The sequence below is a fragment of the Paenibacillus sp. J22P143 genome, from assembly GCF_059692035.1.
Genome location: NZ_JCAUAQ010000002.1, coordinates 90397 through 117221, shown reverse-complemented (window position 1 = coordinate 117221; position 26825 = coordinate 90397). Strand labels below are relative to the sequence as shown.

General features: G+C 46.5%; 26 protein-coding genes and 1 riboswitch. Of the genes, 1 reads left to right on the top strand and 25 read right to left on the bottom strand.

Going from position 1 to position 26825, the window contains the following annotated elements:
- Nucleotides 1–161 precede the first annotated feature (161 nt).
- The 4 genes from AC58PQ_RS04315 to AC58PQ_RS04300 form a co-directional block, all read right to left on the bottom strand.
- The gene (locus tag AC58PQ_RS04315) at nucleotides 162–1742 is read right to left on the bottom strand and encodes an alpha-amylase family glycosyl hydrolase (protein ID WP_497240743.1); all 1581 of its coding nucleotides are present in this window, start codon (nucleotides 1740–1742) and stop codon (nucleotides 162–164) included.
- The gene (locus AC58PQ_RS04310) at nucleotides 1739–2587 is read right to left on the bottom strand and encodes a sugar ABC transporter permease (RefSeq protein WP_497240742.1); all 849 of its coding nucleotides are present in this window, start codon (nucleotides 2585–2587) and stop codon (nucleotides 1739–1741) included. The genes AC58PQ_RS04315 and AC58PQ_RS04310 overlap by 4 nt, the downstream gene beginning before the upstream one ends.
- Nucleotides 2584–3897, bottom strand: a complete 1314-nt coding sequence (locus AC58PQ_RS04305) for a carbohydrate ABC transporter permease (protein ID WP_497240741.1) — start codon at nucleotides 3895–3897, stop codon at nucleotides 2584–2586. Before AC58PQ_RS04305 ends, AC58PQ_RS04310 begins: the two co-directional genes overlap by 4 nt.
- Nucleotides 3898–3990: 93 nt before the next feature.
- Nucleotides 3991–5307 (bottom strand): sugar ABC transporter substrate-binding protein, encoded by a 1317-nt coding sequence (locus tag AC58PQ_RS04300; RefSeq protein WP_497240740.1) that lies wholly within the window; start codon nucleotides 5305–5307, stop codon nucleotides 3991–3993.
- Between the two features lie 524 nt (nucleotides 5308–5831).
- Between AC58PQ_RS04300 and AC58PQ_RS04295 the strand changes: the two genes are divergently transcribed.
- Nucleotides 5832–6857 (top strand): LacI family DNA-binding transcriptional regulator, encoded by a 1026-nt coding sequence (locus tag AC58PQ_RS04295; RefSeq protein WP_497240739.1) that lies wholly within the window; start codon nucleotides 5832–5834, stop codon nucleotides 6855–6857.
- Between the two features lie 96 nt (nucleotides 6858–6953).
- Here the strand turns inward: AC58PQ_RS04295 and AC58PQ_RS04290 are convergent, their stop codons facing one another.
- From AC58PQ_RS04290 to AC58PQ_RS04190, 21 genes are all read right to left on the bottom strand, one after another.
- On the bottom strand, nucleotides 6954–7145 hold the full coding sequence (locus tag AC58PQ_RS04290) for a hypothetical protein (protein ID WP_477587515.1): 192 nt from the start codon (nucleotides 7143–7145) through the stop codon (nucleotides 6954–6956).
- A gap of 171 nt (nucleotides 7146–7316) precedes the next feature.
- Nucleotides 7317–8492, bottom strand: a complete 1176-nt coding sequence (locus tag AC58PQ_RS04285) for a DNA sulfur modification protein DndB (protein WP_497240738.1) — start codon at nucleotides 8490–8492, stop codon at nucleotides 7317–7319.
- Entirely contained in the window at nucleotides 8492–9658 is a 1167-nt protein-coding gene (locus tag AC58PQ_RS04280; RefSeq protein WP_497240737.1) for a DNA sulfur modification protein DndB, read from the bottom strand. Before AC58PQ_RS04280 ends, AC58PQ_RS04285 begins: the two co-directional genes overlap by 1 nt.
- Before the next feature lie 202 nt (nucleotides 9659–9860).
- The gene (locus tag AC58PQ_RS04275; protein WP_497240736.1) at nucleotides 9861–11036 is read right to left on the bottom strand and encodes an aminotransferase class I/II-fold pyridoxal phosphate-dependent enzyme; all 1176 of its coding nucleotides are present in this window, start codon (nucleotides 11034–11036) and stop codon (nucleotides 9861–9863) included.
- A gap of 31 nt (nucleotides 11037–11067) precedes the next feature.
- Nucleotides 11068–12168, bottom strand: coding sequence for a site-2 protease family protein (locus tag AC58PQ_RS04270; RefSeq protein WP_497240735.1), 1101 nt, complete (start codon nucleotides 12166–12168; stop codon nucleotides 11068–11070).
- A 7-nt stretch (nucleotides 12169–12175) separates the two neighbouring features.
- Nucleotides 12176–12541, bottom strand: a complete 366-nt coding sequence (locus AC58PQ_RS04265; protein WP_497240734.1) for an arsenate reductase family protein — start codon at nucleotides 12539–12541, stop codon at nucleotides 12176–12178.
- 126 nt (nucleotides 12542–12667) lie between these two features.
- Nucleotides 12668–13609, bottom strand: coding sequence for an RluA family pseudouridine synthase (locus tag AC58PQ_RS04260; protein WP_497240733.1), 942 nt, complete (start codon nucleotides 13607–13609; stop codon nucleotides 12668–12670).
- A complete protein-coding gene (locus AC58PQ_RS04255; RefSeq protein ID WP_497240732.1) occupies nucleotides 13606–14175 on the bottom strand; it encodes a cob(I)yrinic acid a,c-diamide adenosyltransferase in 570 nt (189 codons plus the stop codon). Before AC58PQ_RS04255 ends, AC58PQ_RS04260 begins: the two co-directional genes overlap by 4 nt.
- A 1-nt stretch (nucleotide 14176) precedes the next feature.
- Nucleotides 14177–15766, bottom strand: coding sequence for a cobyric acid synthase (locus AC58PQ_RS04250; RefSeq protein WP_497240731.1), 1590 nt, complete (start codon nucleotides 15764–15766; stop codon nucleotides 14177–14179).
- A complete protein-coding gene (gene cobD / locus AC58PQ_RS04245) occupies nucleotides 15759–16868 on the bottom strand; it encodes a threonine-phosphate decarboxylase CobD (RefSeq protein WP_497240730.1) in 1110 nt (369 codons plus the stop codon). The genes AC58PQ_RS04250 and cobD overlap by 8 nt, the downstream gene beginning before the upstream one ends.
- Before the next feature lie 23 nt (nucleotides 16869–16891).
- Nucleotides 16892–17716: an adenosylcobinamide-GDP ribazoletransferase gene (cobS, locus tag AC58PQ_RS04240; RefSeq protein WP_497240729.1), complete on the bottom strand. Its 825-nt coding sequence runs from the start codon at nucleotides 17714–17716 to the stop codon at nucleotides 16892–16894.
- Nucleotides 17692–18690: an adenosylcobinamide-phosphate synthase CbiB gene (gene cbiB / locus AC58PQ_RS04235; protein WP_497240728.1), complete on the bottom strand. Its 999-nt coding sequence runs from the start codon at nucleotides 18688–18690 to the stop codon at nucleotides 17692–17694. The genes cobS and cbiB overlap by 25 nt, the downstream gene beginning before the upstream one ends.
- Nucleotides 18691–18712: 22 nt before the next feature.
- Nucleotides 18713–19273 carry a bifunctional adenosylcobinamide kinase/adenosylcobinamide-phosphate guanylyltransferase gene (gene cobU, locus AC58PQ_RS04230; RefSeq protein ID WP_497240727.1) on the bottom strand — a complete coding sequence of 187 codons (561 nt, stop codon included), beginning with the start codon at nucleotides 19271–19273 and terminating at the stop codon, nucleotides 18713–18715.
- A 590-nt stretch (nucleotides 19274–19863) separates the two neighbouring features.
- Nucleotides 19864–20952 (bottom strand): nicotinate-nucleotide--dimethylbenzimidazole phosphoribosyltransferase, encoded by a 1089-nt coding sequence (gene cobT, locus AC58PQ_RS04225; protein WP_497240726.1) that lies wholly within the window; start codon nucleotides 20950–20952, stop codon nucleotides 19864–19866.
- A gap of 23 nt (nucleotides 20953–20975) precedes the next feature.
- Entirely contained in the window at nucleotides 20976–21752 is a 777-nt protein-coding gene (locus AC58PQ_RS04220) for a heme ABC transporter ATP-binding protein (protein WP_497240725.1), read from the bottom strand.
- 5 nt (nucleotides 21753–21757) lie between these two features.
- Complete coding sequence (locus tag AC58PQ_RS04215) at nucleotides 21758–22795, bottom strand: FecCD family ABC transporter permease (protein ID WP_497240724.1); 1038 nt, start codon at nucleotides 22793–22795, stop codon at nucleotides 21758–21760.
- A complete protein-coding gene (locus AC58PQ_RS04210; RefSeq protein ID WP_497240723.1) occupies nucleotides 22795–23814 on the bottom strand; it encodes an ABC transporter substrate-binding protein in 1020 nt (339 codons plus the stop codon). Before AC58PQ_RS04210 ends, AC58PQ_RS04215 begins: the two co-directional genes overlap by 1 nt.
- A gap of 157 nt (nucleotides 23815–23971) precedes the next feature.
- Nucleotides 23972–24125: riboswitch (cobalamin riboswitch) on the bottom strand.
- Between the two features lie 32 nt (nucleotides 24126–24157).
- Nucleotides 24158–24685 (bottom strand): hypothetical protein, encoded by a 528-nt coding sequence (locus AC58PQ_RS04205; protein WP_497240722.1) that lies wholly within the window; start codon nucleotides 24683–24685, stop codon nucleotides 24158–24160.
- A gap of 60 nt (nucleotides 24686–24745) precedes the next feature.
- Entirely contained in the window at nucleotides 24746–25012 is a 267-nt protein-coding gene (locus tag AC58PQ_RS04200) for an aspartyl-phosphate phosphatase Spo0E family protein (RefSeq protein ID WP_497240721.1), read from the bottom strand.
- Between the two features lie 81 nt (nucleotides 25013–25093).
- The gene (locus AC58PQ_RS04195) at nucleotides 25094–26296 is read right to left on the bottom strand and encodes an aminotransferase class I/II-fold pyridoxal phosphate-dependent enzyme (protein WP_497240720.1); all 1203 of its coding nucleotides are present in this window, start codon (nucleotides 26294–26296) and stop codon (nucleotides 25094–25096) included.
- Nucleotides 26297–26311: 15 nt separating this feature from the next.
- Nucleotides 26312–26803 (bottom strand): Lrp/AsnC family transcriptional regulator, encoded by a 492-nt coding sequence (locus AC58PQ_RS04190; protein WP_056609404.1) that lies wholly within the window; start codon nucleotides 26801–26803, stop codon nucleotides 26312–26314.
- Nucleotides 26804–26825: the final 22 nt, after the last annotated feature.

Sequence of the window (26825 nt, the reverse complement as noted above, 5' to 3'; positions counted from 1 at the left end):
ATTATCCCAGGTTCCCACCAACCAAAAACCCCCTTCGCTACACTGTTAAGTGTCGACGTAGGGGGTTTTTGGTTGCGGTTTGCGGTTTGCGGTTTGCGGTTTGCGGTTTGCGGTTTGCCGTTTGCGGTTTGCGGTTTGCGGTTTGCTTGGGATTTCCCATTCTACTTCTTCAATATCAAACTCGAAAAAGCAGGCACAACCAGCTTATTCCCTTCAAGCTTCCAACCTTTAACCGTAAACCGTTTCACCTTAGTGAAACCAGTATTCACTTGTTCCTCACTCAGGTCGAGCACCTGCTCCTGACCCGAGAGATTATGAACAACGAGGAGCGCCTCTTGGGCTTCTCCTCTGACATAAGCTGCAATGTGCTCATTACTCGCCTTAAACTCAGTGATTTTTCCGCCTTGTAAAGCAGGCTCGTCATTTCGCCATTGAATCAGCTTCTTATACTGGTTCAGCAGCGAGTTCGCATCCTTGAGCTGATCAGCAACATTCGGCGCTCTTTCTTTATTATACCGCGGAGCTTCCCAAGTGGTTTGCCCAGCACCGCCGGCAGCGGTCCAATGCATGGGCTCACGCAAGTACTCGTCCGGCTTCATTCCGAGCATGCCGATTTCCTCACCATAATAGAGGAATGGGTTACCTGGCATGGTGAGCAGCAGGGCTGCGGCCATTTTCGCATGGTCCACATTGCCTTGCAGAGCACTCATAACCCGTGTCTGATCATGATTGGACAGGAATGGCGCATCAATGAATTTCCCACCGGCATTATTCTCGTATAAACCATATGCTCGTTCAAGGGTAAACGCAATGTTCCCTGCGGTCTCCGTATGGGCCGAGCTAATCAGCGTTTTAGCCAAATCGAAGTTAAAGCCTGAATCGAGCGCATTGTTCAAATAAGGCGCAATAACCGCAATACTATCCCAAATCTCTCCGACCAGATAGGCATTCTCATTCACTTCCCGCAGACCCGCTCGGAATTCTTTCCACCAAGCTACATTTTTCAATGCAGTTTGAGGATCTTTCTTGGAGTCTGTGAAATCTTCATAGACATGCTTAGCCGCGTCTAAACGGAAGCCATCAGCGCCTTGCCCCAGCCAGAATTGGCCGATCTTGATCATTTCCTTGCGAACAGCCGCGTTGTCAAAGTTCAAATCCGGCATACCTTCCCAGAAAATACCGAGGTAGTGGCTGCCATTTTTAACATGCCAAGCTTTATCGCCAGCCGCACTTTGACCTGCAGCAGGTCTGCCCTGATCCTCCGCCCACGTATACCAGCTACGGAAAGGACTGTTCTTATCCTTTGACGCTTCGATAAACCAGGGATTCTCAGAACTGGTATGGTTAACGACCAAATCCATAATAACCTGTATGCCGCGCTTATGCGCCTCTTTGGTTAATTCCTGAAAATCAGCCAAAGTACCAAACTCTGGATTAATCTGATAATAATCCTTCACATCATAGCCGTGATAGCTAGGCGAAGCCATAATCGGCGTAAGCCATATTCCTTTAATCCCCAGATCCTTTAAATAGTCGAGCTTGGACGTAACGCCGTTCAGGTCCCCGACTCCATCCCCATTCGAGTCTTGGAAGGAACGAACAAAAATCTCGTAAAACACACCATGATTGCCACTACTGGTCGCCTCTTTATCCGTTCCTTTTGAGCATCCTGCCACCAACAGCGCACAAGCCAGCACTAGCACGCCAAAGCGAATCAGCATCAGCTTAGGGAAACTTCTCATCCTTTAGATGCTCCTGCCGTTAAACCGTCAACTAGGAAGCGCTGCAAGAATACGAATAGAATCGTTATCGGCAAAGCGATCAATACCGACCCGGTCGCAAATAACGCAAAGTTACTGCTCTGTTCTTTATCAACCAAATCGAACAAGCCTACAGCGACAGACCAATGATCTTTGGATCGCAGTACTACTTTTGCCAAAATAAAATCGACCCAAGCACTTGTAAAGGACATTAATGCGACATATGTTAGCATCGGTCTAGAAAGTGGCAGCATGATTCTTATGAAAATTTGCAGATTCGATGCGCCGTCAATGCGTGCTGATTCTTCCAAACTCCGCGGAATCGTATCGAAGAAGCCCTTCACCACAAAAGCTTGTAACAAGCCAGCGGCGGAATAAATCGCGACAAGCGCATAAATATTATCAAACAATTTGAGCTGCAGCAGTAAGACATAAAAAGCGGTTAAGCTCATGAATGTTGGGAACATACTCAAAATCAGTACACCGGTCATGATCGTTTTTCTGCTTTTGAAGCGGAATCTGGACAAGGCGTAGCCGCTGATCGTCGTTAGGACCGTCGAGAAGATCATCGTTAACGTAGCAATTTTCAGCGTGTTCCAATACCAGGTTGTAAATTTAAAACGCGTAGATGTTAATAGCTCGTGATAGTGATCAAGGGTTAAGCTTTTCGGAATCAATGTTGGGCTGTAGAGTGCGGCACCTGGCCGGAAAGAGGCTAAAACAACCCAAAGCGCGGGATAGATGCAACAAATCGCGATAATAATCAGCACGATATAGCTTAGAAGCAGTCCGAAGGTAAATTTGGATTTTTTGCGAGTAGTACTCATTGGATCATATCCTCCTCTTTGAATGAGCGCGTCTTCCGATAGCTCCAGATGGAGAGTGAAGCAATCATAAAGAAGATGATAATCCCGACGGCTGCCGCAATATTGTACTTCTGTTGATCCAACGTCAGCTTATATAACCAAGTCACTAGCAAATCCGTACTACCGCCATATTGGTATTTACCGTTAACTGGATCTCCTTTGGTCAGTAGGAAAATAACATTGAAGTTATTGATATTCCCTGCAAATTGAATAATAAGTAACGGTGCTGTTGTGAATAAAATGAACGGCATTGTGATCAGTCGGAACTTCAGAAATGCGGATGCCCCATCTACCTCTGCAGCTTCATACAGATCTTTTGGAATCGCTGTTAATACACCCATAATTAGAATCATGGAGACCGGAATACCAACCCACATGTTGACAATAATAACGGTAAGCTTCGCCATGGTGGGATCTGTCAGCCATGGAAGCTTGCCTAAGCCGAAATAGCCCAGGTATTGATTAATCGGTCCAAACTGGCCATTGAACATATTTTTCATTACCAACAAGGAAACCAGCTGTGGAATCGCATAAGGGATAATGAAAATCGTTCTCCACATGCCCTTTAGGCGAATGCCTTTTTGATTCACGAGTAAAGCTACCAGAACCCCGCCCATATAGGTTGTGAAGGTTGCGACAATCGCCCAAATAATCGTCCATCCTAAGATGTGGAAAAAGGAATAGCTCCATGTTTTGAACATAATCAAATCGTGAAACGTGCGGAAACCTACCCATTTCAACACCTTCGCAGGAGGTAAATTATCAGGACCTGAATAATTCGTAAAGGCAATGAGTATCGTAAAAATAATCGGCAAAATCGTAACGAACAAAACGCCAATGATCGGAATGGAAAGGAAAATCTCCGGGAAACGCTTATCCAGTACATATCGGATAGACTGCGCGATGTTCGCTGGCTGCTTTCCTTCTTCCCGCTTCTTTCCCGTCAGGTAAGCGTCTTTAATGTTCATCACGTACACGACAGCGAAGAGGAACAGGAGCAGTAGTGTAATCAGCCCACCCAGCATGAGGAAGATGGAATGATCCCCTTTCACTGTTTTGGCAATACCATCAATGGTTTCGAAATGTGTAGGGGTTTTGCCGAGTGTAAACAGCCCCCAAATGGCGTGACTCAGGTTTTTGATAAAATAATTGAGTCCTACAACTTCGATTAGAAGTAGAAGGAGTCCTTTCATATACTGGCGATTATATAATTGCCCAAGGCCAAGACTAATCACAGATAAAGCGGCCGCCATGCGACGATGAGTACCCATTTCCTTCAGCCAGCTCCTTCCCTATCCTAGAATGGAATCACCCGCCGATTCCTCGACGGGTGTCCGCAACCTATACAAGTGATTTTATAACTCTTATTTTGTTGCCGCGTTCGTATCTTTAATTTGTTTAACCGCATTGTCTAGTGTTGCTTTAGGATCTTTGCCATCGTTCCAGATGTCGCCAAGTGCTGCACCCATCGGTGTCCAGATGTTGCCCATTTCCGGAATGGATGGCATCGCTTGGGATGTTTTCAATTGTTGTAGGAAGCCGTTAGCCAGCTCATCGTTTTTCACGCTAGCATCTTCAGCTGCTGCTTTGTTAGAAGGAAGTTGTCCGGAAATTTTGAAGTTTTCCAATTGCGCCGCTTGAGAAGTTGCAAAGTGAGCGAATAGTTTAGCTGCATTCGGGTATTTCGTATATGCGTTAACACCTAGAATTTTGATACCTGCAAAGGATACAGCTGGTTTCCCATTGATTGTCGGGATCGGAACTACGCCAATGTTGATTTTTGCATTTTTGTAATCCAGGATTGTCCATGGTCCGTTAAGATCCATTGCAAGCGTACCGCTTGTGAAAAGACCTTTTTTGATGTCATACGTCACATCGCCGGATTTAACAGGCAGTACATCCTTTTTCAATGATGCAAAGAACTTCGCTCCAGCAACGGCACCCTCATTGTTAAGTCCGATATCCGTTTTATCTGTGCCATTTTTACCGAATACGTATCCACCAGGACCAGCTAGGAACGCATAGTCAAAATAGAAGTTTCCGATATCAAACATAAAGGCGAATTTGTTTTTGCCTGGATCATTGTACGTTTTAGCAAATGCTACTACGTCATCGAATGATTTTGGAGGTGTCTTCACCAAGTCTTTGTTATAAATCAAAGCATACGTCTCTACGGATTTCGGGTAACCGAACAGTGTATTATTGAAAGTTGCGCCTTGTACAGCAGCTTCTGCGTTTTCTTTTTTCGTTTGATCTGCGAACACATCATTTGGCAAGTACAAGCCTGCAGATACCATTTTACCTAAGTTATCGTGTGGAATAACGGTTACGTCAGCAGCTACACCTGCAGGACCGTCTGCAGTTAATTTAGCTGGTTGATCCGGCGGGTTCACTTCTTCAAATTTAACAGACACTTTATATTTCGCTTCGAATTGCTTCGCAACGGATTCAATGAAAGCTTTTTGATCTGGTGCATCCCATACAACTAGTTTGGCACCAGCTTCAGGTTTAAGACCCATATCTGTATCTGCTGCTGTTGCCGCTGCTGTTGCTGCTGCCTTTGGTGCTTCGGTAGCTGCAGCTGCCGAAGGCTTTGCTGTTTCCTCAGGTGTGGAAGAACATGCCGTAACAGATAGTGCAACAACGGATACTGCTGCGATCATGGATAGTGATTTTTTCATTTTGTAAAACCCCTCTCATATTAGGTAAATAGTGATTCTTGCGTAGTATTGCGGGTGAAACAATGGCATCTAAGCGACTCCAAAAAGTTGTGCAATCGTTTGCTCAAATTCCAGTAAGAATGGCTTAAAACGTCTAAATCCTCGAATATAAGTGCTCAATCAATGTCAATAACCTTCTTGCAAGCGCTTTATTCATGAGTAATCATACAACACCCTTTAGCATTAGTGAAAATGTTTGCACAGATTGTATTCGGCGAATTATTCGTACTAATAGCTTAAATACTTCTATTTACTCTCATTCTCAAAGTATTTCAAAAAGTTTTTTAAATCACAAAATTAAACATCTTGCACAACATTTAATGCAAATTGCACAGATGCTATGCTAACCTTACAAGCCGCACTCCTTCTGAGACATCTACAAGCTTTCTCATCTTAGTGATTTACTTTTGCTGTAGAAATAGCTAACATAGACAATAACGCATCACGACCCGTGAGCACAATCGTTTGCACTGGAGGTTCGGACCATGTCCGTTACAATTATCGATGTCGCTAAAAAAGCAGGGGTTTCCCCCTCTACCGTATCTCGTGTTATATCCGGCAATTCGCGAATTAGCACTGCAACGATCCGCAAAGTGAAAGAGATTATGGACGAAATGGGTTATCACCCTAATGTGATGGCCAAAAGTCTTGTATCCAAAACAACCCAAACGATCGGGATTCTCCTGCCACGTTCCGCAGAGGAACTTTTCTTAAACTTATTCTTCTCCGAAATCATTCGCGGCGTTGTAACACAATCTACGCGCAGCGGATATGACCTGATGATGACCACAGGAACATCAGAGCGTGAAGAGGTAGAAGCGATTACTAGACTTGTCAAAGGACGCCGAGTTGACGGTATCATTCTGCTCTATTCTCGTAAATCCGACCCCGTGATCTCCTTCTTACAAGAGATGAAATTTCCATTCGTCCTTGTGGGTAGAAGCGAGGATTTTCCAGAGGTTTTATCCGTTGATAATAATAACGTACTGGCTGCCTATGATGCGACAAGGCATTTGATCGCCCAAGGCCATAAGCGCATTGGATTCGTGAGCGGTCCGCCAAACCTCATTGTTTCACGAGATCGTATGGATGGATATGTACAAGCCATGAGCGAAGCGAAGCTGGAGATCCAATCTGAGTGGATTGTAGAAGGTGAATTCCTGCAAGAAAGCGGTTATCGCGCCATGTCGTTTTTTATGAATCTGCCTGAGCGTCCCACTGCGCTTGTCGTCATTGATGATATCATTGCCTTCGGCGTTCTTCGCGGTGTAACTGAACTTGGGTACAAAGTGCCGACTGACCTTAGCTTGGTTGGTTTCAACAATATTCCGATGTCAGAGCTATCTTCTCCACCGATCAGCTCTATCGATATCGGCATCTATCAACTCGGATATACAGCTTCACAAACCTTGATTAAAGCTGTGAAGGGAGAACCAATTCATCATCATCACATCATCATTCCGCATCGATTGATGACAAGAGAATCCTCTCTTCATTCCATTCATAGTTAAGAACTTTGTTGGTCAATGGCCTAATCTTCGCACAAAAGAAAGCAAGAGAGCTCGTCCACTCTCTTGCTTTCTTATTCTTTCATTTTTGTACGAACATTAAGGAATATGAACTACAGCAATTTTATCAATTGGGAAATAGAATACAGTACCAGCAGCATTAGCGATAACTACATTACCATTTTGGATACCTAGAAATCTACCTTGATGATTTGGTGTAGTACCAGCATGAATCGTAATAACTGTGCCAAGTCCAACATGAGCTAAAGTAGCAAATACGGAGCAACTCATTGTGTTTTCCTCCCTTCAATCTTTATATGATATAGTATTCTAGCTTGACACTTTTGATATAGACGAATGAAGAATTGGATGCGTATATTTTAAAAGACTACTATTGGAACACAAAAAACCTTTCTATCTCTCAACTTCCATTGAGATAGAAAGGTTTTCCATGTCTTTCGCTTATGCGGAGGATACTTCTTCGGAATCGCTAGCAGAATCCGTGCCTTCTAGGAAGAATTGCACAAGCTTCACATGCTTTTTCAACGATTTCTCGTGAATGAGGTTAATTTTCCCATTGTCCAACGAGCCAAATACATAGATTAATTCTTCATTATCATGTGACCAATCAAAGCCATCTAGCAGCTGCAGGGACTGCGTCCACTCTTCGTTATATTCGCCATTCGGGAATAAAAAGCGGTTAGCATAGAGGGCAATACTTTCCTGAATCACACGGTTCGCGGACGTATATTGCGCCAAGCCCGGCTGTTCAGGCATCATCGGAAGAATGGTATTGAAAAATTGATGCAAGATTTCAACATATGTCGATGGATCATGACGAATTTTACGCTGCAGCTCATAAGAAGGCTGCATTCTACCTGAGAACAGCATCGTCGCCGTCGCATACAACCAGCTGAAGCATGTAAAGTTACGGTTAAAGGAGGTCAAATTACTGCGTCTCTCCACACCCGCTGCCTTCAGATACACATTGTGATCCACAACCTGTTGAATAACCAGATTAAGAGGATCGATGGAATCGAAGGAATGCCCGAGTTCCTTACTAACTAGCTGCACTTTGGAGTTGATGTCGCCGAATAACTGCTGCTCTTCTTCCTCCGTTAAACCGATATAAATTTGCACAGCCAGCTGTGTTTCCATGAGATCCAAGCGTCTTCCCTCAAGTTGATTAATCGTGCCTTCTGTTTCCTCAACCTCTTGCTTAATCTCTGCATCGTCACTAAACTTCCGTTGCTTAATTTTCAGTAGAGCCAACTTCTTCTCATAGCGTCGTACTTCCTTCTGCATCTGATCATTCACATATCCAAGTGCTAGAATACGATGTTGGCCATCAAGTATGGATAGCTTCGAACCATGACGCAAGAGGAACTCCTTCGCTCCCTTGGAGAGTTGGTTCACCTCGCGAAGTGATAGTGTAACAGGACCGAAGAAAACATGGTCTAACTCGCGTTCCTGCAAATATGTCGAAATCTTCCGGCGCTGCATATTACTCAGCTTCCGTTGAACCATCGGATCGATCATCGTATAGTTCAGCAGGTCCTGAACGCGCAAGGCAACGGTCGAGAGACCGAACCTCTCGCAGAAAGGATGGATGGTCATTTTCAGGCGTAATCCTTCCATTAGCTCACGTCCTCCTTATTCTCAAAACTAGCTTTATAGGCTTCTGCATCACTGATTAGGAACGCATTTTGCTCTTGATAGAAGCTCTTGATATGGTTGTAGGCCTTCATAATGCGTGTACGTCTTGGCAAACGGTCCTTTTCTTCCCCTGCGTAAATACTATTCCAATTCACATGCGGTAATATTTTCAAAGCATGTTCAAGCGCATAACGATTAAAGCTGCCTGTTTTCGTCGCTTCTTCATGCATGAACAGGGCTAATGCAATTTGGATATTCTCGGACCACACGATTTCACCCTTTGTCGGTGACGGCAAGTGTGTCAATAATCCGTTAAAATAGCCGCCTGCTAGCGAAATAAGCTCCTGTAAATCTTTATCCGCATATTGATAGTTGTTATTTCGAGCGGCTGATTTCATTCGACCTTCAAACAATCCCACTAGAATCTCAATTAACAAGTGGTAGGAGAACAAATACTCCGGCGATTTCCCGCGCTCTGAGAACATATCGACAGTTAACTTCTGCATAGCAGGTGCTTTCGCCGCTAGCTCAGTTGCAGCCACATGATAGAACCGGCGCTGATCGCGAAGTACAGCCAAGTTACCTCCAAGTTTACGAGGAAGCTTGTTAATGTCGGAGAACAATTGACGTTCTTGACGCGCATTGATATCCAAATACGTCATCGTTGAGATCGGGAAGGCATATAAACGGCGCAGCTTTTCCGTAATCTCTTCCATTTTGTCGTATTCACGACGATCTTTCGCGCGTGCCATTTGACTTTGCAGCGTTTCCATTATACGTTGGAATGCCGCCAAGCGATGCTGACCGTCGACAACGTACAATTTTTCAATCGGCTGTAGTCGAAGGGCTTGGTGCTCCTCATCGTAATACCCTGCACCTCTTGCTGAGAAAATAATGCCTGGGAAATAGATGGGCTGGCGATCTTCTAAATATAAATTCACATAGTCAATTAACTTGGAGAGGTTCCGCGGAATGATCGCACGTTGTACTTCTAAATCCACCTCAAAAATAGAAAATAGTTTGCTAATAGGTAATGTAGCAGCTATAGTTGCTTGACCGAACGTCTGTCCTAAAATTCCGGGAATTTCTACGAACGATGACGGCTTCTGATCAGCTAACAGCTCCGATAGTGAAGAAATGGCATCCATATGCTTACCCCTTTCAATGTATAAAATTTCTTCCACATAGGAAAGATAAAGTTTTCGGCTTCCGAAAACAGCTTTCATATTGGCGATAAAACCATCCTCTAAACGCGGTCGCTCAACTTTGAATGTCCTCGATTATAGGTTTTCTCAATCCTACACCTAAATATGTCTCTCATTCTCCTATTTTTACCAAAATCTCTGACTTTCATTCTAAGGACCGCAGCCAATCTCCTATACGTCTTGCTGCCTCAAGTAATCGAGCCTCTTCTTGCACTAAAGCAATACGGACAAATCCTTCTCCCTCAGCGCCAAATGCATCGCCAGGAATAACAACAACACCTGTCTGAAATAACATTTCCCGGGAAATTTGTCGAGACGTCCAACCCTTAGGAATGGGAGCCCAAACAAACATCGTTGCTTTCGGTGGAGGAATGATCCAACCCGCATCATTTAATGCCGAAATAAAACCATTTCGTCTCTTCTCATATACACTTGAGACAGTGTGATCGTTTTCCATGTCTTCTTCTAACGCTGCAATACCCGCTGCTTGAACGGCCCCGAATACGCCATAATCGATGTTTGATTTGAGCGTCTTGAGAGCTTTGACCGCATCCGCATGACCGGTTAGAAATGCGATGCGACAGCCAGCCATATTGAAGCTTTTGGATAGAGAATGGAATTCAATGGCAACCTCCTTAGCACATTCAATCTCCAAAATACTCATGGGCTTATAGCCGTCAAAAGCCATTTCGGAATAGGCAAGATCATGTACAACTATCAAATCCTGCTTCTTGGCATAGGAAATCAAATGCTCAAAGAATGCACGATCTGCAACAGCAGACAACGGATTGCTTGGATAGTTAAGCAGGATGAATTTCGCCTTCGCAGCCACGTCATCTGGAATGTCCTCTAATCGGGGTAAAAAATCATTTGCTGCACGCAGCGGGAGTAAATAGGGTTCAACACCCGCTAGTACGAGACTTGCCGAATATATGGGGTAACCTGGATCAGGGACAATTGCGATATCCCCAGGATCACAGAGAGAAAGCGCTAAGTGAGCAAGCCCATCTTGTGAGCCCATCAGGGTTAAGATTTCAGTTTCAGCATCCAGCTCCACCCCGAAACGATAGTTATACCATTTAGAAACAGCTTCTCGAAAGGCTAAGCTACCTTCAGATGATGGGTAACCATAATGTGAAGGGTTACGCACGGCCTCAGCCATAGCTTTCAAAATTCGATCAGAGGGAGGCAAGTCAGGACTTCCTATACCTAAATCTATGACGTCCACCCCTCGGTTCATAACCTCTCTCTTCCATTCTGCCACTTCCGAAAAAATAGCCGAGCCTAGCTGTTGCAGCCGCTTAGATCCTTTAAATGTCATGGATAGCTTCCTCATTATGTAAGTGTGATAGTCAGGAAATAATGCCGACCTGATGAACGAGTCTAATCATATACAGCAAAAATAAAATTAATACCAAATACGAGATACCGAACTTCCAACGTGTCTTGACTGGCACCTCATAATAATTCTCATGTAGCCCTAAAGGGGAGTATTCCACTTGAACCTGGAGACCTAGGTGCAAGCCATCCTCTTTATTCATACGTTCCACTTTTACCAATTGGACTCTCTTAACGACCCCCTGTACCGGCAAATACGCATGTCCCTCAAAGCTAATAGCTTGCCAGTACATATTCAAGGTTTGTCGGCCGGTTCCTGCTCCTTGCAGCTCTGAATAAGTGATATAGTCCAAGTCACGAGTGTGATTCTCACCTGGGATCATATACCCTTGCTGCAACAAATGATTGGCTGGAAATTCGAATCGTGTAGCAACGGTTACGCGCTCTTCCTTATGTCGATACCGCACATATTTCTTGTACAGATCCCAAGCAAACATCGCCCAGATGATAAAGAAAATAACTTTACTCGAAAAATAACTATCGATATAGACAATAATTACGAGCCCGCCAATCAAACCAAGCAACCATAACCAGCGTGTTACTGCAGTTGAGATTCGCCCGCCATCCAAGGGGTTAATCGGTAGTAGATTAATCAAATTCAGAAAAAATGCTGCATAAGCTACGGATACAATTACGGCCGAATCCATATATACACCTAAAAGAAACGTCAACAATCCACCAATGGTGCCTAGAATCGGCCCACCGAAGCCAATAAATGCTTCTGTTACTGCATCCGATGGATTTCTTTTGATTCTAGTCAATGCACCAAAAAAAGGAATAAAGAGAATCCCTGAAACGGGTTGCCCCTTCATCTTCGCTGCAAACACGTGACCTAACTCGTGAATGAGGAGCATGATGACAATACCAATCGCGAACGGCAATGGCGCCAGAATGGCATAAGCCCCGATCGTGATGAACATGGAGATGACGGCCCCGCCGAACTTAAACAGTTTTAAAGAGGCAAGAAGCAATTTGCCTTGCGAAAGGAGGATGGCGATGAATCCGCCTATAGCTAGTGGTGACTTTTTGCGTGCTGGTTTCTGGTTGTCTCCCATGTACACATCACCCTTTCGCCCAAACACCTTCAAATACGTCTTCTTTAAAGCCGACGGTCACTTTATGGCCATCCGTTACAATTGGTCGCTTGATTAATCGCCCATTGGAGGCTAGCAAATCAAGCATTTGTTCTTGCGACATGCCAGGCAGCTTGTCTTTCAAATTCATCTCTTTGTACACATCACCTGATGTATTGAAAAACTTCTTAATCTCAAAACCGCTTAACTTGAGCAATTCCGCTAGTTCTATCGCTGTAGGCGGTGTTTCAAATAAAGGGACCTGATCTGTAATGTCAATTTCGTGTGCTCTTAGCCACTTTACTGTACTCCTGCACGTCCCACATTTATCGTAACCATACACTTTAACGCCCACGTTGTAGTAACTCCTTTATGCCGTATGATGATTTAATAGAACTACTTAAAATTTTCTGCTAATTGCCAAGGAAAGTCAAGTAATTGCAAAGAAAAACCACCCATAATTGGCATGGTTTTTGATAATTTACTTTTTATCGGCTAACCATTGCTCAAGTTCGGATAAATCGGCAGGCAATGGCGCGTTAAATTCTGTCCATACCCTTGTTCCTGGATGCACAAAGCCTAGTTTAAAAGCATGAAGCGCTTGACGATTTAACCGCTCGCTGGCTTCAAGATCAGTAGCAAACTCCTCGAACTGAGGCAATGTGTACATTTTATCCCCTAATAGCGGATGCCCTAAATGTCGCATATGTACACGAATTTGATGCGTACGCCCCGTTTCTAGCCAAATTCGGACGAGGGCAGCCTTTTCGAATTGTTCCACTACCTCATAATGGGTCACTGCATGGTATCCGTCAGGCCTAACAATGCGCACATGCGGCTGATCGGGATCTCGATCAATCGGCTCATTGATCGTCCCTGTAGGTGAGGCTACCGTGCCCCATACGAATGCGAGGTACTCTTTTTTCACGAGATGTTGGATCATTTGCTCAGAAATTTGCTGATGCACATAAGGTGTCTTGGCAATGGCCAAGACGCCGGAGGTTTCTTGATCCAGTCGATGTACAGGACGGAAACGGCACGTAATCCCCGCTTGCTGCCAATGATACACGACCCCATTCGCAATCGTATTCACATAATGACCATGCGTCGGATGCACAATGATGCCCGCATCCTTAGCTAGGATGAGCAGATGCTCATCTTCATGAAGAATGTGCAGCGGAAGGTCCTGAGGTAGGATATCCTCCGATTGCTCTTCCTCCATCCGAATTTCTACACGGTCGCCAGCCTTCACTTTGATATTGATGTACTGCCTTTCCCCGTTTACCGTAATCCCACGTTCGGTTAGTTTGATGCGGGATAACAATTTACGTGAGACCATCAATCTTTTTTGCAGCACCGTTTTGAGAATAAATCCCTCTTCCTCTGGCGGGACAACGTACACTAACGGTTCATAATAGCTCATGATTTACGTTTAAACACCTCAGCACTGCGTAAATATTCCACATCAGCAATCCCCTCACGGAAGTTCGCTGTGCGGGCAATCGTGAAGAAAAAGTCAGACAGACGGTTCAAATATCTGCGCACCTCGGGATTAATCTCCTGCGTGCGAGCCAGGGTAACGACAAGACGCTCAGCTCTGCGGCATACCGTACGACAAACATGCAAAGTGGATGAAACAGTCCCGCCTCCCGGCAAAATAAAACGTGTGATATCAGGCGTCTCAGCATCATATTTATCAATCCAAGCTTCTAACGCATCTACCATGTCTGCCGTTACTTTATAGGGATGCAAATCCTGTTTCAGCAGCGCGAGATCTGCTCCGCAATCAAACAGTTCATGCTGAACCTGCAGTAAATCAAGCAGTAAATCCGGGTATTTCTGCGGATCCATGAAGCTCATCGCTTGACCTAGGAAGCTATTCAGCTCATCCGTCGTCCCATAGGCTTCAACTCGATCATCATCTTTGTCCACACGACCACCGATCACACTGGTTTGGCCAGCATCTCCCGAACGCGTATATATTTTCATCTCAGAACCCCTCCCGTTTTGTAGGATGTGTTACTCCCATCATCTCATAGATTCGCTGCATATCCAAGTGTGCTCTTACGTGCTCTGCTAATCGATCAAACGCTGCTTCTCGACGTTCCTTATAACGAAGCCCTTGCGCAATAGGCGTAAGACCTTTATGTGTACGAATCTGATTTAACCATGCTCTACGGAAATCATCATTGTGCAAAATACCATGGATGTAAGTTCCCCACACACGCCCACCTAGCGAGGCTGCTCCGTCATGATGAAGGGGAGCTTCGGTTTGAATGGAGGCAATTGCGTTCGTTTCAGCGATTTGGAATGGAGCAACGATATCTTGCAGATATTGCGTCCGCCCCATGTGGATTTCGTAGCCGTCGATACTAAAATTCGAGGCGAAAAGCGTGCTGACACCTTGTATCCGTACCGTTCGTTTATCTGGTGTGAACACAGTCTCTGTCGGTAACAACCCTAAGCCTTCGAGCTCCGCATGCTCCGATTCATACTTCCCGGGATCCGAAAGTGTGACACCAAGCATCTGATAACCTGCACAAATGCCGACAATCCAACCTTCTTCCCCTTGAGCAAAAGAAATAAGTCTCGCAGCCAAGCCCGATTCCTTCAGGTAGCGTAGGTCTTCCATCGTATTCTTACTTCCAGGAAGCAAGACGACGTCCGGCTCTCTCCATTCAGAGAGATGCTCAATGTAACGGAAATGCACGTCTGCTTCCTCTTGAAGCGGATCAAAATCCGTGAAGTTAGAAAGGCGGGGCAACCGAATGACAGCGACGTCCAATTGGTCTGCTTTTTTTCCAATACTGTTCGGAGACCTTCTGCTTTCTGTCCGTTTGGAATCCAGAGAAGCTGAATCTTCATCCTCAATCCCCAGCTGCTGTAGATAGGGGATAACGCCGAGTACTGGCTTCCCTGTGCGCTCTTCCAACCAATCCAAGCCTGGCTTCAGCAAGCTGACATCCCCGCGAAATTTATTAATGATAAACCCTTTCACACGGTCTCTTTCCTCTGGGGTCAAGATTTCAAGCGTCCCCACAATCGAAGCAAAAACCCCGCCACGATCTATATCAGCAACTAGCAAAACAGGAGAATCCGCCCAACCAGCCAGCCTCATATTGACGATGTCACGATCCTTGAGATTGACCTCAGCTGGACTACCTGCCCCTTCCAGAACAACAATGTCATGCCCACTTCGCAAGCGTTCTAAAGCATCTTTCACAATCACTTCCGCTTGTGGCAAATAGGATTCTCTATACGTCCTTGCATCCAAATCTGCATATGGCTTACCGTGAACAACGACTTGTGCGACCATGTCTTGCTTAGGCTTGAGCAGAATCGGGTTCATGTCCGTCGTAGCAACAATTCGGCAAGCATCCGCTTGTACGCCTTGTGCTCTGCCGATCTCTTTGCCGTCGAAAGTGATGTAGGAATTAAGCGACATATTTTGTGATTTAAAAGGCGCTGTCTGCCAGCCGTCCTGCGTGAAAATACGGCATAGGGCTGCCGTAAGAATACTTTTGCCTACATCGGAAGCTGTGCCTTGAATCATGAGAACGGCTGACTTCGATTCACGCATGATCTGCACCTCCATTCCTAGATAAGTCGCTCATCATATTGTGCAGGGCGTGTAGTAAGCGTTCATTATCCGCACGAAGTCGAATGGCAACGCGACAGTACCGTTCATTTAAGCCTGCAAATAACGATGCATCCCGAATGAGAATACCTTGCTGCCCCATATGTTGCTGCGCCTGCTTAACGCTAATCCCGCTCGACTCAGGGAATGAAAATAACAGAAAATTCACATCGCTCTGAACGACTTCCAGCCCCAATTGGCCTAGTTGCTCCGTTAACCAAGGCTTCTCAACGCTCAACCACTCACTCGTGGACTGTTCAAAGGCTTCATCATCCAGAACCGCTGCTCCTATGCGCTGAGCTAGATAATTCACACTCCACTGTACCTGTTGCTGTCGCAGTTGCTGAATGAGATCTGGATGTGCCACCACAAAGCCTAAACGTATCCCTGGAATGGAATAAAATTTGGTCATCGAGCGAATCACGATCAGATCGTGACTGGATGCCGCAAGCTTGAGCAGTGAATGCTCCGACTCCTGAGGAACAAAATCCATAAAAGCCTCGTCAAGCACAAGCTTACGTCGACTCTGGAGCAGACTGCTTAGCACCTGGTGAGAAAGTACCTTGCCTGTGGGATTGTTGGGATGGCCGAGGAAAAACAAATCAACAGCGGGTAAAGCTGCTTCGATGTCATGCCATTGCAGCTCAAATTGATACTGAGGGTGTAACGGGATGTTGGTTAGCCCACCACCCGTTTTGTGAACCGCTTCCTCATATTCGCTAAAAGAAGGCCTAGCAAGGCCCGTTGTCCTTGGCTTCAACACACGGACGATCAAATCAATCAGCTCTGCGGCACCATTTCCGACCAGTATGCTTTCGGGATCAATCTCATATTTGCGGGACAGCTTTCTCCGAAGCTCTCGAACAGCAGGATCTGGATATTTGACGATATCACGCCAACTCTCTGTCAGAATTTGTTTGACCACTTCGGGTGGTCCAAGTGGATTCATATTAGAGCTGTAGTCCAGAAACTGCTCCTTCGGCCGATGAAAAGCTTCCTCCGCCGTCCACAGATCGCCACCATGTCCGTAACGCTCTAACATCATGCTCATTCCTTTCCCTGAAAAAATTACAAAGCGTTCGTTCCGACGATGACTACAGCAAGTAAAAGCACGCTCTCTAGAAGCTCGTTTAACGCGCCGTAGGTATCTCCTGTAAGGCCGCCTAGTTTGCTGCTGATGTAAGCTGCAATCCCGCTTCCAACTAGCGTTGTTATGGCAGCAAAGCCTAGAACGATGCTCCAGCTGGGTAAAGAAATAGGGTTAATCATGTAAATAAATAACGTAGTAGTAAGCAGAGCTACTAATAAGGATAACGTGACATGCTTGCCGTTAACGCCACGGAACAGGCTCCCTAGTCCTGAATTCGGTCGTGCATAAGGCCACATTTTAATTGCTGCAACCATGAACCAACGGCTCCATATCGGTACGATGGCCAATAGGATTAGCAGACTACCTCGCTGTATTTGATCCGTATCCAGCAAGGTATACAGCAAGGAAAATTTTAGTAATACATGCAGGACACACACGATAACGCCCATTGCGCCAACGCGACTATCCTTCATAATCTCAAGCATTTGCTCGCGGGGCCTGTGGCTTAGAATGCCATCTGCTGTGTCCATCAGACCATCCAGATGTAGGCCGCCTGTGAGCACCACCCAAATGGCTAGCAGCAACACAGCTGCAGACATGGTTGGCAGCACGTGGGATAGTAGATTGCCAGCCAATAGAAGAATTATTCCGATCACGAAGCCAACGAGCGGGTAAAAGACCGAGCTGCGCTGAAACACGCGCTCGGTGTAGTCGATCTGCACGGGAATCGGCAGACGCGTCAGGAATTGAAAGGCGGCTAGACCAGCTCGCAGCCAGTCTACCCAAGCACGAGTATGACGCACAGGAGTCCTCCCATCACTAGATAACTGACGCCGTAGAGCATGCTCACGGCGTGCACAATATCCTGCTGCGTCCGCGGACGCAGCGGCCAGCCCAGGCGGGCGCGCTCACTCGCAGCGCCGCCATAGACGTTCAGCCCGCCGAGCTCGATCCCGAGTGCCCCGGCTACCGCCGACTCGGGTATCCCGCTGTTCGGGCTGGGGTGTAGATGCGCGAAGCGGCGAATCGCCGCCGCTGCGCGTGGAGCTGAGAGGCCCGGCTTCGCCAGGGCCACGAGGATCAGCAAGATCCCGGTGAGCCGCGCCGGGATCCAGTTCATGGCGTCGTCCCAGCGGGCCGACGCGGTGCCGAAATGACGGTATCTGTCATTTCGGTAGCCGACCATCGAATCCAGTGTATTCGATGCACGGTATAACATCGCGAGCTGCGCACCTCCGATGAGCGCATAGAACAAGGGCGCGATGACCGCGTCCACGATGTTCTCCGCGACCGTCTCCACGACGGCTCGCGTCAGCTCCTCCTCGTGGAGCGCATCTGTATCCCGGCCAACGATGTAGCCGGTGTACTTGCGAGCATCCGCGAGGTTGCCTTCACGCAGCGGATTGTAGACCAGATACGCGGCATCCTTTAAGCCTTTGATCGCCACCGTAGTGGAGATGAGCCAAGTTGAAACTGCATATCCAAGCCATGGATGTATCTCGTTGGCGAAATGTACCAGCGCAAGAGCTACGAAGTAGCTCAAGGCAACTGTCGATAAAACGAGCAGAACGCCTTTCATACGCAGCCATCTCGGGTGATTTCCTTCTAGGGGATGCGTTGTATCTTTTCTTGGATGCAGTCTGTCCTCCACCCAGCGGATCCAACGGCCCATGATAATAACAGGATGAGTGGGCCATTTCGGATCGCCAATCATCCAGTCTAGTGCGATTGCAGCAGCCGTCATCCAGACGATTTCCTGCCATGTATATAGCCACATCAAGAGATCACCATTTCTATTTCTAGTCCATCACATAAGCTCTACTCTTTAGTTCCATGGGAATTCCAACCGTCACTAGAAACACTTGCTCACAAACCTCGGCTACGCGTTGATTCATCCGTCCAGCCAAATCTCTAAATTGACGACCCAGCGGGTATTCCGGCACAATACCATCGCCCACTTCGTTCGTAACTAGAATGAGTTGTCCACTGTAGGAGGACACGACATCCACGAGCTCGTCAATTTGCTTCGTTACGAGCTGTAAGACCTCGCTCTCCTTCTCGTAGTAGAGCAGCCAGTTCGTCAGCCACAGTGTTAGGCAGTCTACTAACACCACAGCCCCATCGCCGCTCTCGTGGAGCTGCTCGAGACAAGCACGCAGCGCATACGGCTCCTCTCGGGTTTCCCAAGGGAATTCCGAGTGAAGCCTTTGCTGCTGGTGCAGCCCGACCCGCTCCCTCATTTCCTCATCGTAGATGTGGGAGGTAGCGATGTAAAGCCCTCGCTGGCAGCGGTGCATCGCCAGCTTCTCCGCGAAGGAGCTTTTGCCGCTGCGCGCGCCACCAGTTACCAGAACTGCCATGGCATCTCGCCTCCTTCTCTCTGCTCTATCCGTTTGAAGATGTCCCAAAAACAATGTATGTGACGAAGGCCCCTCTTCTTGCATTTTTCTAAAAGCCAATAGCAATTGGTCCTTGGTAAGATGGAAGTGCGACCCCTGCTAATCGACTGGAGGAAGACATTCCTCAAAATGACTTTATTCATGTCGTAAGAGCAGCTGTGAAGCATACCAAAGATGCAAAAGTGCATCCTTTTTTAGCTAGTTAACCTCACGATCTGAAATGCTTGCGAAAGTGCAACTATTTCTGCTGTACTCATCATTTCGAAGCATTTTTGATCCTAAAGGATGCACTTTTGCACTAATTCAGCTAAGTTTAGCGGTTTTCCCCGAAAATAAGTGTACTTTAAGCATCTTTGAGTATGTGTAGACCGCTGAACCCACAATGTATAAAACTGAAAGTGGTTACAAAAACAATCAACTTACGCGCAAACGCCATTGCTCCATTTCCAATCCAATATTTGCTTTTTCCAGGGATTGAACCTGACTTGCATGTCAAAATTAGTTACTCTCACGTACTCGCATTTCGGCTTCAGGCTCGCCGCCTCCATACATTAACCCCGCGACACGCCTGCGCTTTCGAATGTCGCCATTTCCTTCATGATCTTGCCTGCGGCATCGATCAAGTTGAACACAAGCACCGCGCCCGTGCCTTCGCCCAGTCGCATATCCATCTGCAGCATCGCTGCGAGGCCAACTGACTCGAGCAGCTTCGTATGTCCCTGCTCCTGCGATAAGTGCGAGGCGAGCATGTAGGACGCGCTTAGCGGAGCTAATCGGCTCGCCACGAGTGCCGCTGTCGACGAGATGAAGCCGTCGACGACAACCGGGCAGCGATGCTTCGCTGCGCCGAGGATCACCCCAACGAGTCCGGCGATCTCTAATCCGCCGACCTTACTTAACACCTCAAGCGCATAATCACCGCTTGAGCTCGCACTTTCTTCTGCACTTACACTCCGCCCACGCAATCCATTCACATCCAACGCCCTATTCACCACCGACTGCTTGTGCAACCATGTAGCATCGTCAATGCCTGTTCCACGGCCGACAGCAAGGCCAGCGTCCAAACCAGTCAACGCACACAAAATCGCTGCACTCGCGGTTGTATTTCCGATGCCCATTTCGCCTGTGGCGAAAAGTCGGTAGCCTTTTGCCACCAAATCGTCCACGATCTCGCTGCCTGCTTGAATCGCCTGAACCGTCTCCTCCAAATAGAGAGCCGCTTCCTTCGCCATATTACGCGTACCCTTTCTGACTTTGCGAGAGACGAGGTTCGGATGCTCCAAGTCCGCATTGACCCCCATATCTACACACACCACATCAGCTCCGGCATGTCGAGCTAGTACATTAACAGCAGCCCCGCCATATAGGAAATTGAGCACCATTTGGGGGGTCACTGCCGCTGGGAAGGCACTGATGCCTTCCTCACAAACACCATGATCACCAGCCATGACAATAACCGCTTTTTTCTCAAAAGTCGGCATCACTTCGCCTGTAATTCCTGCGACTTGACGTGCGATATCCTCCAGCTTCCCTAAGCTACCTTGCGGCTTTGTCAATTGGTTCAAGTGATCATTAGCTTGAAGAGCCACCTCATGATGGATGGGTTCAATCGCGTTAATCAAATTATGTAGTGTGTTCATTCTCGTCATCCTCCCGCCTATAATTATTTCCCAGGTTGTAATAAAATTTGCGGTACCTCACTTACAGGGTGCTTCAGGACAATCGGCTCTGTTCCGTACACTTCTGCTATTTGTTCACTCGTAATGATGTCTTCTGGTGCTCCAATCGCGATGACCCGCCCCTCATGCACGATCATCAATCGTGTGCAGTATTGCGCTGCCAAATTCAAGTCATGCAGCACAGCTACAACCGTAAGCGCTGACTCTTGCTGCCAGCAACGAATATAATCCATCATCTGTATTTGATAGCCGATGTCTAGAAAGGTGGTTGGTTCATCCAACATAAGCAAGCTTGGTTGCTGTGCCATTACTTTGGCCAGTGCAACACGTTGACGCTCACCGCCGCTTAAACGCTCAATCGTTCGATCTACGAGCGCTTCCAGCTCTAGCTTAGTAATAATCGCATCTATGAGTCCATCCGCTTCCATCCTATCCTCGCCAAGCCAATTCTGGAAGGGATAGCGTCCCATCTCAACAACCTCACGAACCGTGAAGCCAACGGGTGGCAACGCATCTTGCTGAAGAACAGCAAGCCATTTTGCCAACTCTTTACGAGAATAAGAGGATACCTCTTTTCCCTTTACCCACACTTTCCCATGCATGACAGGATCCATGCCGGAGAGGAGTCGAAGCAAGGTTGATTTACCACTGCCATTGGGTCCAATAATCCCAAAAAACTCCCCCTGCTGAACCTCAAAGCTAACATTATCCAACACTTGCTGCTCCCGAAAGCTCTGAAAAAGCTGCTCCACTTTAATCATCGTCATCAACCTCTTAACGTTTTCTTATCTTTATGGAGCAGATAGGCAAAGAATGGCGCCCCCAGAAACGCCGTTATAACCCCGAGAGGAATTTCCGTAGGACTAAGCAGCGTTCGAGCTAGGGTGTCTGCCCATAACACATAAATCCCACCGCCAATCGCGGATAAAGGAATGATTAATCGATAATCCGGACCCACCAACAGTCGTACCAAGTGCGGCACGATCAGTCCTACGAAGCCGATAACTCCAGCCACGGATACAGCAGCAGCCGTAATCAATGTCGAAGCGATCAGTACGATCAACTTCGTGCGCTCCACATGAACGCCGAGATGGGCCGCTTGTCGCTCACCCAACGCAAGCAGGTTTAACGATCTCGCATAGCTTAACAGAATTACAAGACCGATAACGAGATAGGGTGCAATCATATACGTATATGACCATCCCCGCATCGTAAGACTGCCCATGAGCCAAAAAATAATCTCATTAATCGTTTGGTCTGAGATTGCAACCAAGAAGGACACGAACGCGCCTAGAAAGGCTTGCATCACAACTCCGGATAAAATCAGCGTCTCCATCTTCAGCTTCCCTTCAATCATCGCCAGCTTTAAGACCAATAACAGGGAAATAAGCCCTGTCGCGAAAGCCACAATCGGGATCGACCATTGCCCGAACCAGGCGAATTGCAATCCGAAGTAAATAAGAAAAGCAGCCCCGACAGAAGCTCCTGAAGATACGCCAAGCGAATAAGGGTCAGCAAGAGGATTGCGCAGTACCCCTTGAAATCCAGCGCCAGCTATGGAGAGTACAGCCCCAACTAGAATACCAAGCAGAACACGAGGAATTCTCACTTTATTAATAATTTGTTCGGAAGATTGCGGCCATTTCACCTCAATATGACTTCCAACCCAAGGAAGATGTTTCCCAAGAATCCCCACTATATGAGAAATAGGAAGCTGAGCTGAGCCGATGGATAAACTCACCACAATAGAAAGAAGAAGGAGTATAACTCCTACTCCTCCCCCAAACATCAATTTTCTTTTCATTATTTCACCAATTCAGGGTAGATGCCTTTCGCCATTTCCAGCAGTCCGTCTGTCAATCTCGGACCTGGGCGGCTTAGCGAGTTTTGGTCTAAACCTACCACACGTTTATTTTTCACGGCGTCAATGGCATCCCACCCACCGCGTGTGCGAATAATTTCTTCTAACGGCTTCTTGCTCTTGAAGTCCGTAATCCCATTAGCGAATAAGATAACATTCGGATTCTGCTGAATGATCTTCTCTTCACTGATTTCATACCAGCCAGCTTTATCGGCAGCTACATTAATTCCACCTGAGAGCGTGATTAATTCATCCATGAACACTCCGCTTCCCACGGTCCAGCCTGGTGCAAACTCGATGTACACTTTTTTCTTGTTCTCTTGTTTCACATCTTTCACGGCATCGACAACCTTCTGACGATCCGCTTTCATTTTAGCGACAACTTTCTCAGCTTGTTCTTGATGATCGGTAATCTGTCCAAATGTTATAATATTGTTCATCGCATCATCTAGCGTTTTTGGCTCTACTTTAAAGACATTAATGTTCATCCCACGTAGTTCCTCAACTGATTTAGCTTCCATGGAAACACCAGAGAAAACAATATTCGCATTCGAAGCAATGACGGCCTCCATGTTTGGTTGCGTGATGCTGCCCAGCTTCGGCTTCGATTTAACTGCTTCTGGGTAATCATCGAAATCAGATACTCCCACGATATTCGCTTCTAGTCCAATCGCGAACAGCGCTTCTGTCTCTGATGGCGAAACCGATGCAATTCGTTCTGGCGCTTTGTCGAACGTAAACTCTTTCCCAGTCGCATCCTCCACTTTCAAAGGATATGTCGTTTTCTTCGCTGAGACAGGTGCTGATGTCGATGCCGTTGTTGTTGGAGCCTTCGTCCCCTCACCGCCGAGTTTCGATGGATCCGTGATTTCCGTTTCTTTTTTAGCACATGCCGCTAAAGAAATAGCTGTTGCAACCGCTAATGTTAAAATAAGACCTTTTTTGAACCTACTTTGTTTCATCAAATAAACCCTCTTTCTTTTTCATTAATTATCGATCCCATCAAACAAAAAAGTCTCCCTGTTCACTAGGAACGAGGGAGACGATAAATCGCGGTATTGGGCAACGAACTAACGTACGCTGCTTCCTGATTTAACGCGATCCTTTTCCTCGAAGGATGTTGTATTGGCACCATAGGCAGGTATCCTGACTCTCCAACCATTCGCATGGTTGAATTACAGTGGCGGGACCGTGCCGGATTTAAACCGGCTTCCCCTAAACTAATAACCTTCCATTTTGGAAACTTATCAGTACCTATAGTTGCAAATTATAAGATCAAGCTATTTGTCGATTATAGACGTTCTCTTACTTTTGCGCAATGATTTTGAGGACTTTCAAAGCCTCGTCCATTTTCGGAGCATTCTGAGGTATGAACGCGAATAAACCTTTTCCCTCATAGCCTTGCTCTTTCATCCATTTGTTTCCTGTAAGCGGAATGCCATATAAATGCTTTTCAGCGGCTTTGCCTTCTTCTTTGATTTCGATAACCCCTTCAGGGTAATCTGCTGGATTAATCGTGTCATCTAATGATACGAATCCCGCTTGGTTACTCAAGCCCTTGAACTGTTCTTCGCCCAAAATGAAGATGCCGTTACCTCCAGCAGCCAGCTCAACAATCATTTTTTCCATTGAAAAAATAGGGGATGTATTCAGCTTCACAGTAGGTAATTCTCCTACCTTGTCTTTCAAGGATACTTCCATCTTCTCCGCCGCTTCACTTGGAAAACCGTTAGGTCCCATAATAAATAGCGATACATCTGCTTTCGGCCCACCACAAGCGGTAAGTGTCAGCATCATTCCTAGCATTACAACGAATAGCCATTTCGCCTTCATGTATGTAATTCCCTCCGTCATGTACTCTCTCTTATCGATAGTCGCCAGAAAAGTCGGTTTTCACCGACTTTTCTTTCCAGATGTCATGTATTCATTTATTTTGTGATCCAGCATCGTGCTTAATTCAACAACCTCATCAGATGTCATTTCTCGACCTTCCATGACCATCTGTTCCATTTTTCTTCTCAACGTGTTGATCTCTTCTTCAAGTAAAGCTCGGGAATTTTGCTTCTTGGCATTTCTGGTCAGCCAGCGCTGTCCGAACTCTTGCTCGCGAATTTGAAATTGCTTCTGAAAGTTAGTAAGCTGATATTCCATAAAAACCATGCTCATCCCTCCTTACTCTAAGAATACCAGTTTTCATTCCCTATGAATATATGAATTTATCACAAAAATTTCTTGTAACAATTATAATTTTCTTAAGAAATTACCGATTCTCTCTAATGCTTCATTAAGCTGAGAAACACTATACGCATAAGAGCATCGTAGGAAGCCCTCTCCACCCAATCCAAATACATCACCAGGTACAGCAGCAACCTTACATTCGTACAAGAGTCGTTGTGCAAATTCATCAGAGGTTAATCCTGTAGCAACAATACTTGGGAATGCATAGAATGCGCCCTGTGGTTCATGGCATTCGAGTCCTACCTCTCGGAAGCCTCTGACAACCAATCGTCTCCGTTGATTATAGGATTCAATCATACGATCTTTCTCTTCAAGTCCATTCGTCAACGCTTCATGCGCTGCTACTTGCCCCATGACAGGTGCACACATGACCGTATATTGGTGAATCTTAGTCATCGCTGAGATCAACTCACGGTGACCGCAGGCATACCCCATCCGCCAGCCTGTCATTGCGAAAGCCTTGGAGAACCCGCTAACAAGAATCGTCCGATCCTGCATCCCTGGAACCGCGGCGAAACTCACATGCTTCTGACCGTATGTCAACTCTGCATAAATTTCATCGGAAATGACAATCAGATCATGTTCTTCGACAACTTTGGCAATCGGCAGCCAGTCCTCATAGGTCATAATACCGCCAGTTGGATTGCTTGGGTAGCACAGAATTAATATTTTGGAGCGTGGCGTAATCGCATCACGAAGCGCTTTTTCCGTCAGCTTAAATTGATCCTTCGCGAATGTTTCGATACCAACTGGCACACCGCCGCTAATGGCTGTGATTGGCGAGTATGAAATATAACATGGCTCCGGAATCAGAATTTCATCCCCCGGTGTAATCAGTGAGCGCAGTGCTAGATCGATCGCTTCGCTGCCGCCAACGGTTACGAGCACTTCATTCGATGGTTCATATTTAACTTTAAATGAAGTATACAAATAGTTCGCAATCGCTTCGCGGAGTTCAGGAATACCGGAGTTTGGCGTATATTTCGTTCTGCCGCGCTCCAAGGAATGAACAGCAGCCTCACGAACGTGCCAAGGTGTGGAGAAATCCGGTTCGCCGACACCCAGTGAGATGATATCCTCTTTACTATTGCTTACGAGATCAAAAAACTTCCGAATGCCGGACGGCTTCATGTCACGTACAGCAGGCGCGAGGTAGTCCTGCATGGATTTTTTACTGGATTGAATCGTGGTCTCATCCTTGATCATGGCGCTACCTCTTCCTTACGGCGAAACAAGCATCCGATGATCATCTTCCTGATCTTCGAAAATAATGCCGTCTTGTTTGTATTTTTTCAAAATAAAGTTCGTTTTCGTTGAAAGAACTCGGTCAATCGGCGATAGCTTATTAGATACGAAAGAAGCAACCTGCTTCAACGAGCTTCCCTCAATTTCGACAAGCAAATCATAGGCCCCTGACATGAGATAAACTGATTTGACTTCTGGATATAAATAGATCCGTTCCGCAATCGCATCAAACCCGCGCCCGCGCTCCGGCGTAATTTGCACTTCAATTAGGGCGGTAACCTTTTCGTCATCTACTTTGCTCCAGTTTACGACTGTCGCGTATTTAACGATGACCTTATCCGCTTCCATCTCGCTTATCGCTCGCGCAACTTCGGCCTCCGCCGTTCCTAACATGGTGGCGATCAGATCCGCGCTCCTGCGGGCGTCTTCCTTTAGTAAATCGAGAATTTTAAGCTTCAAAGTATCCATGGTTAAACCTACCTTTCTGAGA

Excerpts from the sequence above, each read along its gene's own strand:
- AC58PQ_RS04315 (WP_497240743.1), bottom strand. The coding sequence starts at position 1,742 with ATGAGAAGTTTCCCTAAGCTGATGCTGATTCGCTTTGGCGTGCTAGTG.
- AC58PQ_RS04310 (WP_497240742.1), bottom strand. The coding sequence starts at position 2,587 with ATGAGTACTACTCGCAAAAAATCCAAATTTACCTTCGGACTGCTTCTA.
- AC58PQ_RS04305 (WP_497240741.1), bottom strand. The coding sequence starts at position 3,897 with ATGGGTACTCATCGTCGCATGGCGGCCGCTTTATCTGTGATTAGTCTT.
- AC58PQ_RS04300 (WP_497240740.1), bottom strand. The coding sequence starts at position 5,307 with ATGAAAAAATCACTATCCATGATCGCAGCAGTATCCGTTGTTGCACTA.
- AC58PQ_RS04295 (WP_497240739.1), top strand. The coding sequence starts at position 5,832 with ATGTCCGTTACAATTATCGATGTCGCTAAAAAAGCAGGGGTTTCCCCC.
- AC58PQ_RS04290 (WP_477587515.1), bottom strand. The coding sequence starts at position 7,145 with ATGAGTTGCTCCGTATTTGCTACTTTAGCTCATGTTGGACTTGGCACA.
- AC58PQ_RS04285 (WP_497240738.1), bottom strand. The coding sequence starts at position 8,492 with ATGGAAGGATTACGCCTGAAAATGACCATCCATCCTTTCTGCGAGAGG.
- AC58PQ_RS04280 (WP_497240737.1), bottom strand. The coding sequence starts at position 9,658 with ATGGATGCCATTTCTTCACTATCGGAGCTGTTAGCTGATCAGAAGCCG.
- AC58PQ_RS04275 (WP_497240736.1), bottom strand. The coding sequence starts at position 11,036 with ATGACATTTAAAGGATCTAAGCGGCTGCAACAGCTAGGCTCGGCTATT.
- AC58PQ_RS04270 (WP_497240735.1), bottom strand. The coding sequence starts at position 12,168 with ATGGGAGACAACCAGAAACCAGCACGCAAAAAGTCACCACTAGCTATA.
- AC58PQ_RS04260 (WP_497240733.1), bottom strand. The coding sequence starts at position 13,609 with ATGAGCTATTATGAACCGTTAGTGTACGTTGTCCCGCCAGAGGAAGAG.
- AC58PQ_RS04255 (WP_497240732.1), bottom strand. The coding sequence starts at position 14,175 with ATGAAAATATATACGCGTTCGGGAGATGCTGGCCAAACCAGTGTGATC.
- AC58PQ_RS04250 (WP_497240731.1), bottom strand. The coding sequence starts at position 15,766 with ATGCGTGAATCGAAGTCAGCCGTTCTCATGATTCAAGGCACAGCTTCC.
- cobD (WP_497240730.1), bottom strand. The coding sequence starts at position 16,868 with ATGATGTTAGAGCGTTACGGACATGGTGGCGATCTGTGGACGGCGGAG.
- cbiB (WP_497240728.1), bottom strand. The coding sequence starts at position 18,690 with ATGTGGCTATATACATGGCAGGAAATCGTCTGGATGACGGCTGCTGCA.
- cobU (WP_497240727.1), bottom strand. The coding sequence starts at position 19,273 with ATGGCAGTTCTGGTAACTGGTGGCGCGCGCAGCGGCAAAAGCTCCTTC.
- cobT (WP_497240726.1), bottom strand. The coding sequence starts at position 20,952 with ATGAACACACTACATAATTTGATTAACGCGATTGAACCCATCCATCAT.
- AC58PQ_RS04220 (WP_497240725.1), bottom strand. The coding sequence starts at position 21,752 with ATGATTAAAGTGGAGCAGCTTTTTCAGAGCTTTCGGGAGCAGCAAGTG.
- AC58PQ_RS04215 (WP_497240724.1), bottom strand. The coding sequence starts at position 22,795 with ATGAAAAGAAAATTGATGTTTGGGGGAGGAGTAGGAGTTATACTCCTT.
- AC58PQ_RS04210 (WP_497240723.1), bottom strand. The coding sequence starts at position 23,814 with ATGAAACAAAGTAGGTTCAAAAAAGGTCTTATTTTAACATTAGCGGTT.
- AC58PQ_RS04205 (WP_497240722.1), bottom strand. The coding sequence starts at position 24,685 with ATGAAGGCGAAATGGCTATTCGTTGTAATGCTAGGAATGATGCTGACA.
- AC58PQ_RS04200 (WP_497240721.1), bottom strand. The coding sequence starts at position 25,012 with ATGGTTTTTATGGAATATCAGCTTACTAACTTTCAGAAGCAATTTCAA.
- AC58PQ_RS04195 (WP_497240720.1), bottom strand. The coding sequence starts at position 26,296 with ATGATCAAGGATGAGACCACGATTCAATCCAGTAAAAAATCCATGCAG.
- AC58PQ_RS04190 (WP_056609404.1), bottom strand. The coding sequence starts at position 26,803 with ATGGATACTTTGAAGCTTAAAATTCTCGATTTACTAAAGGAAGACGCC.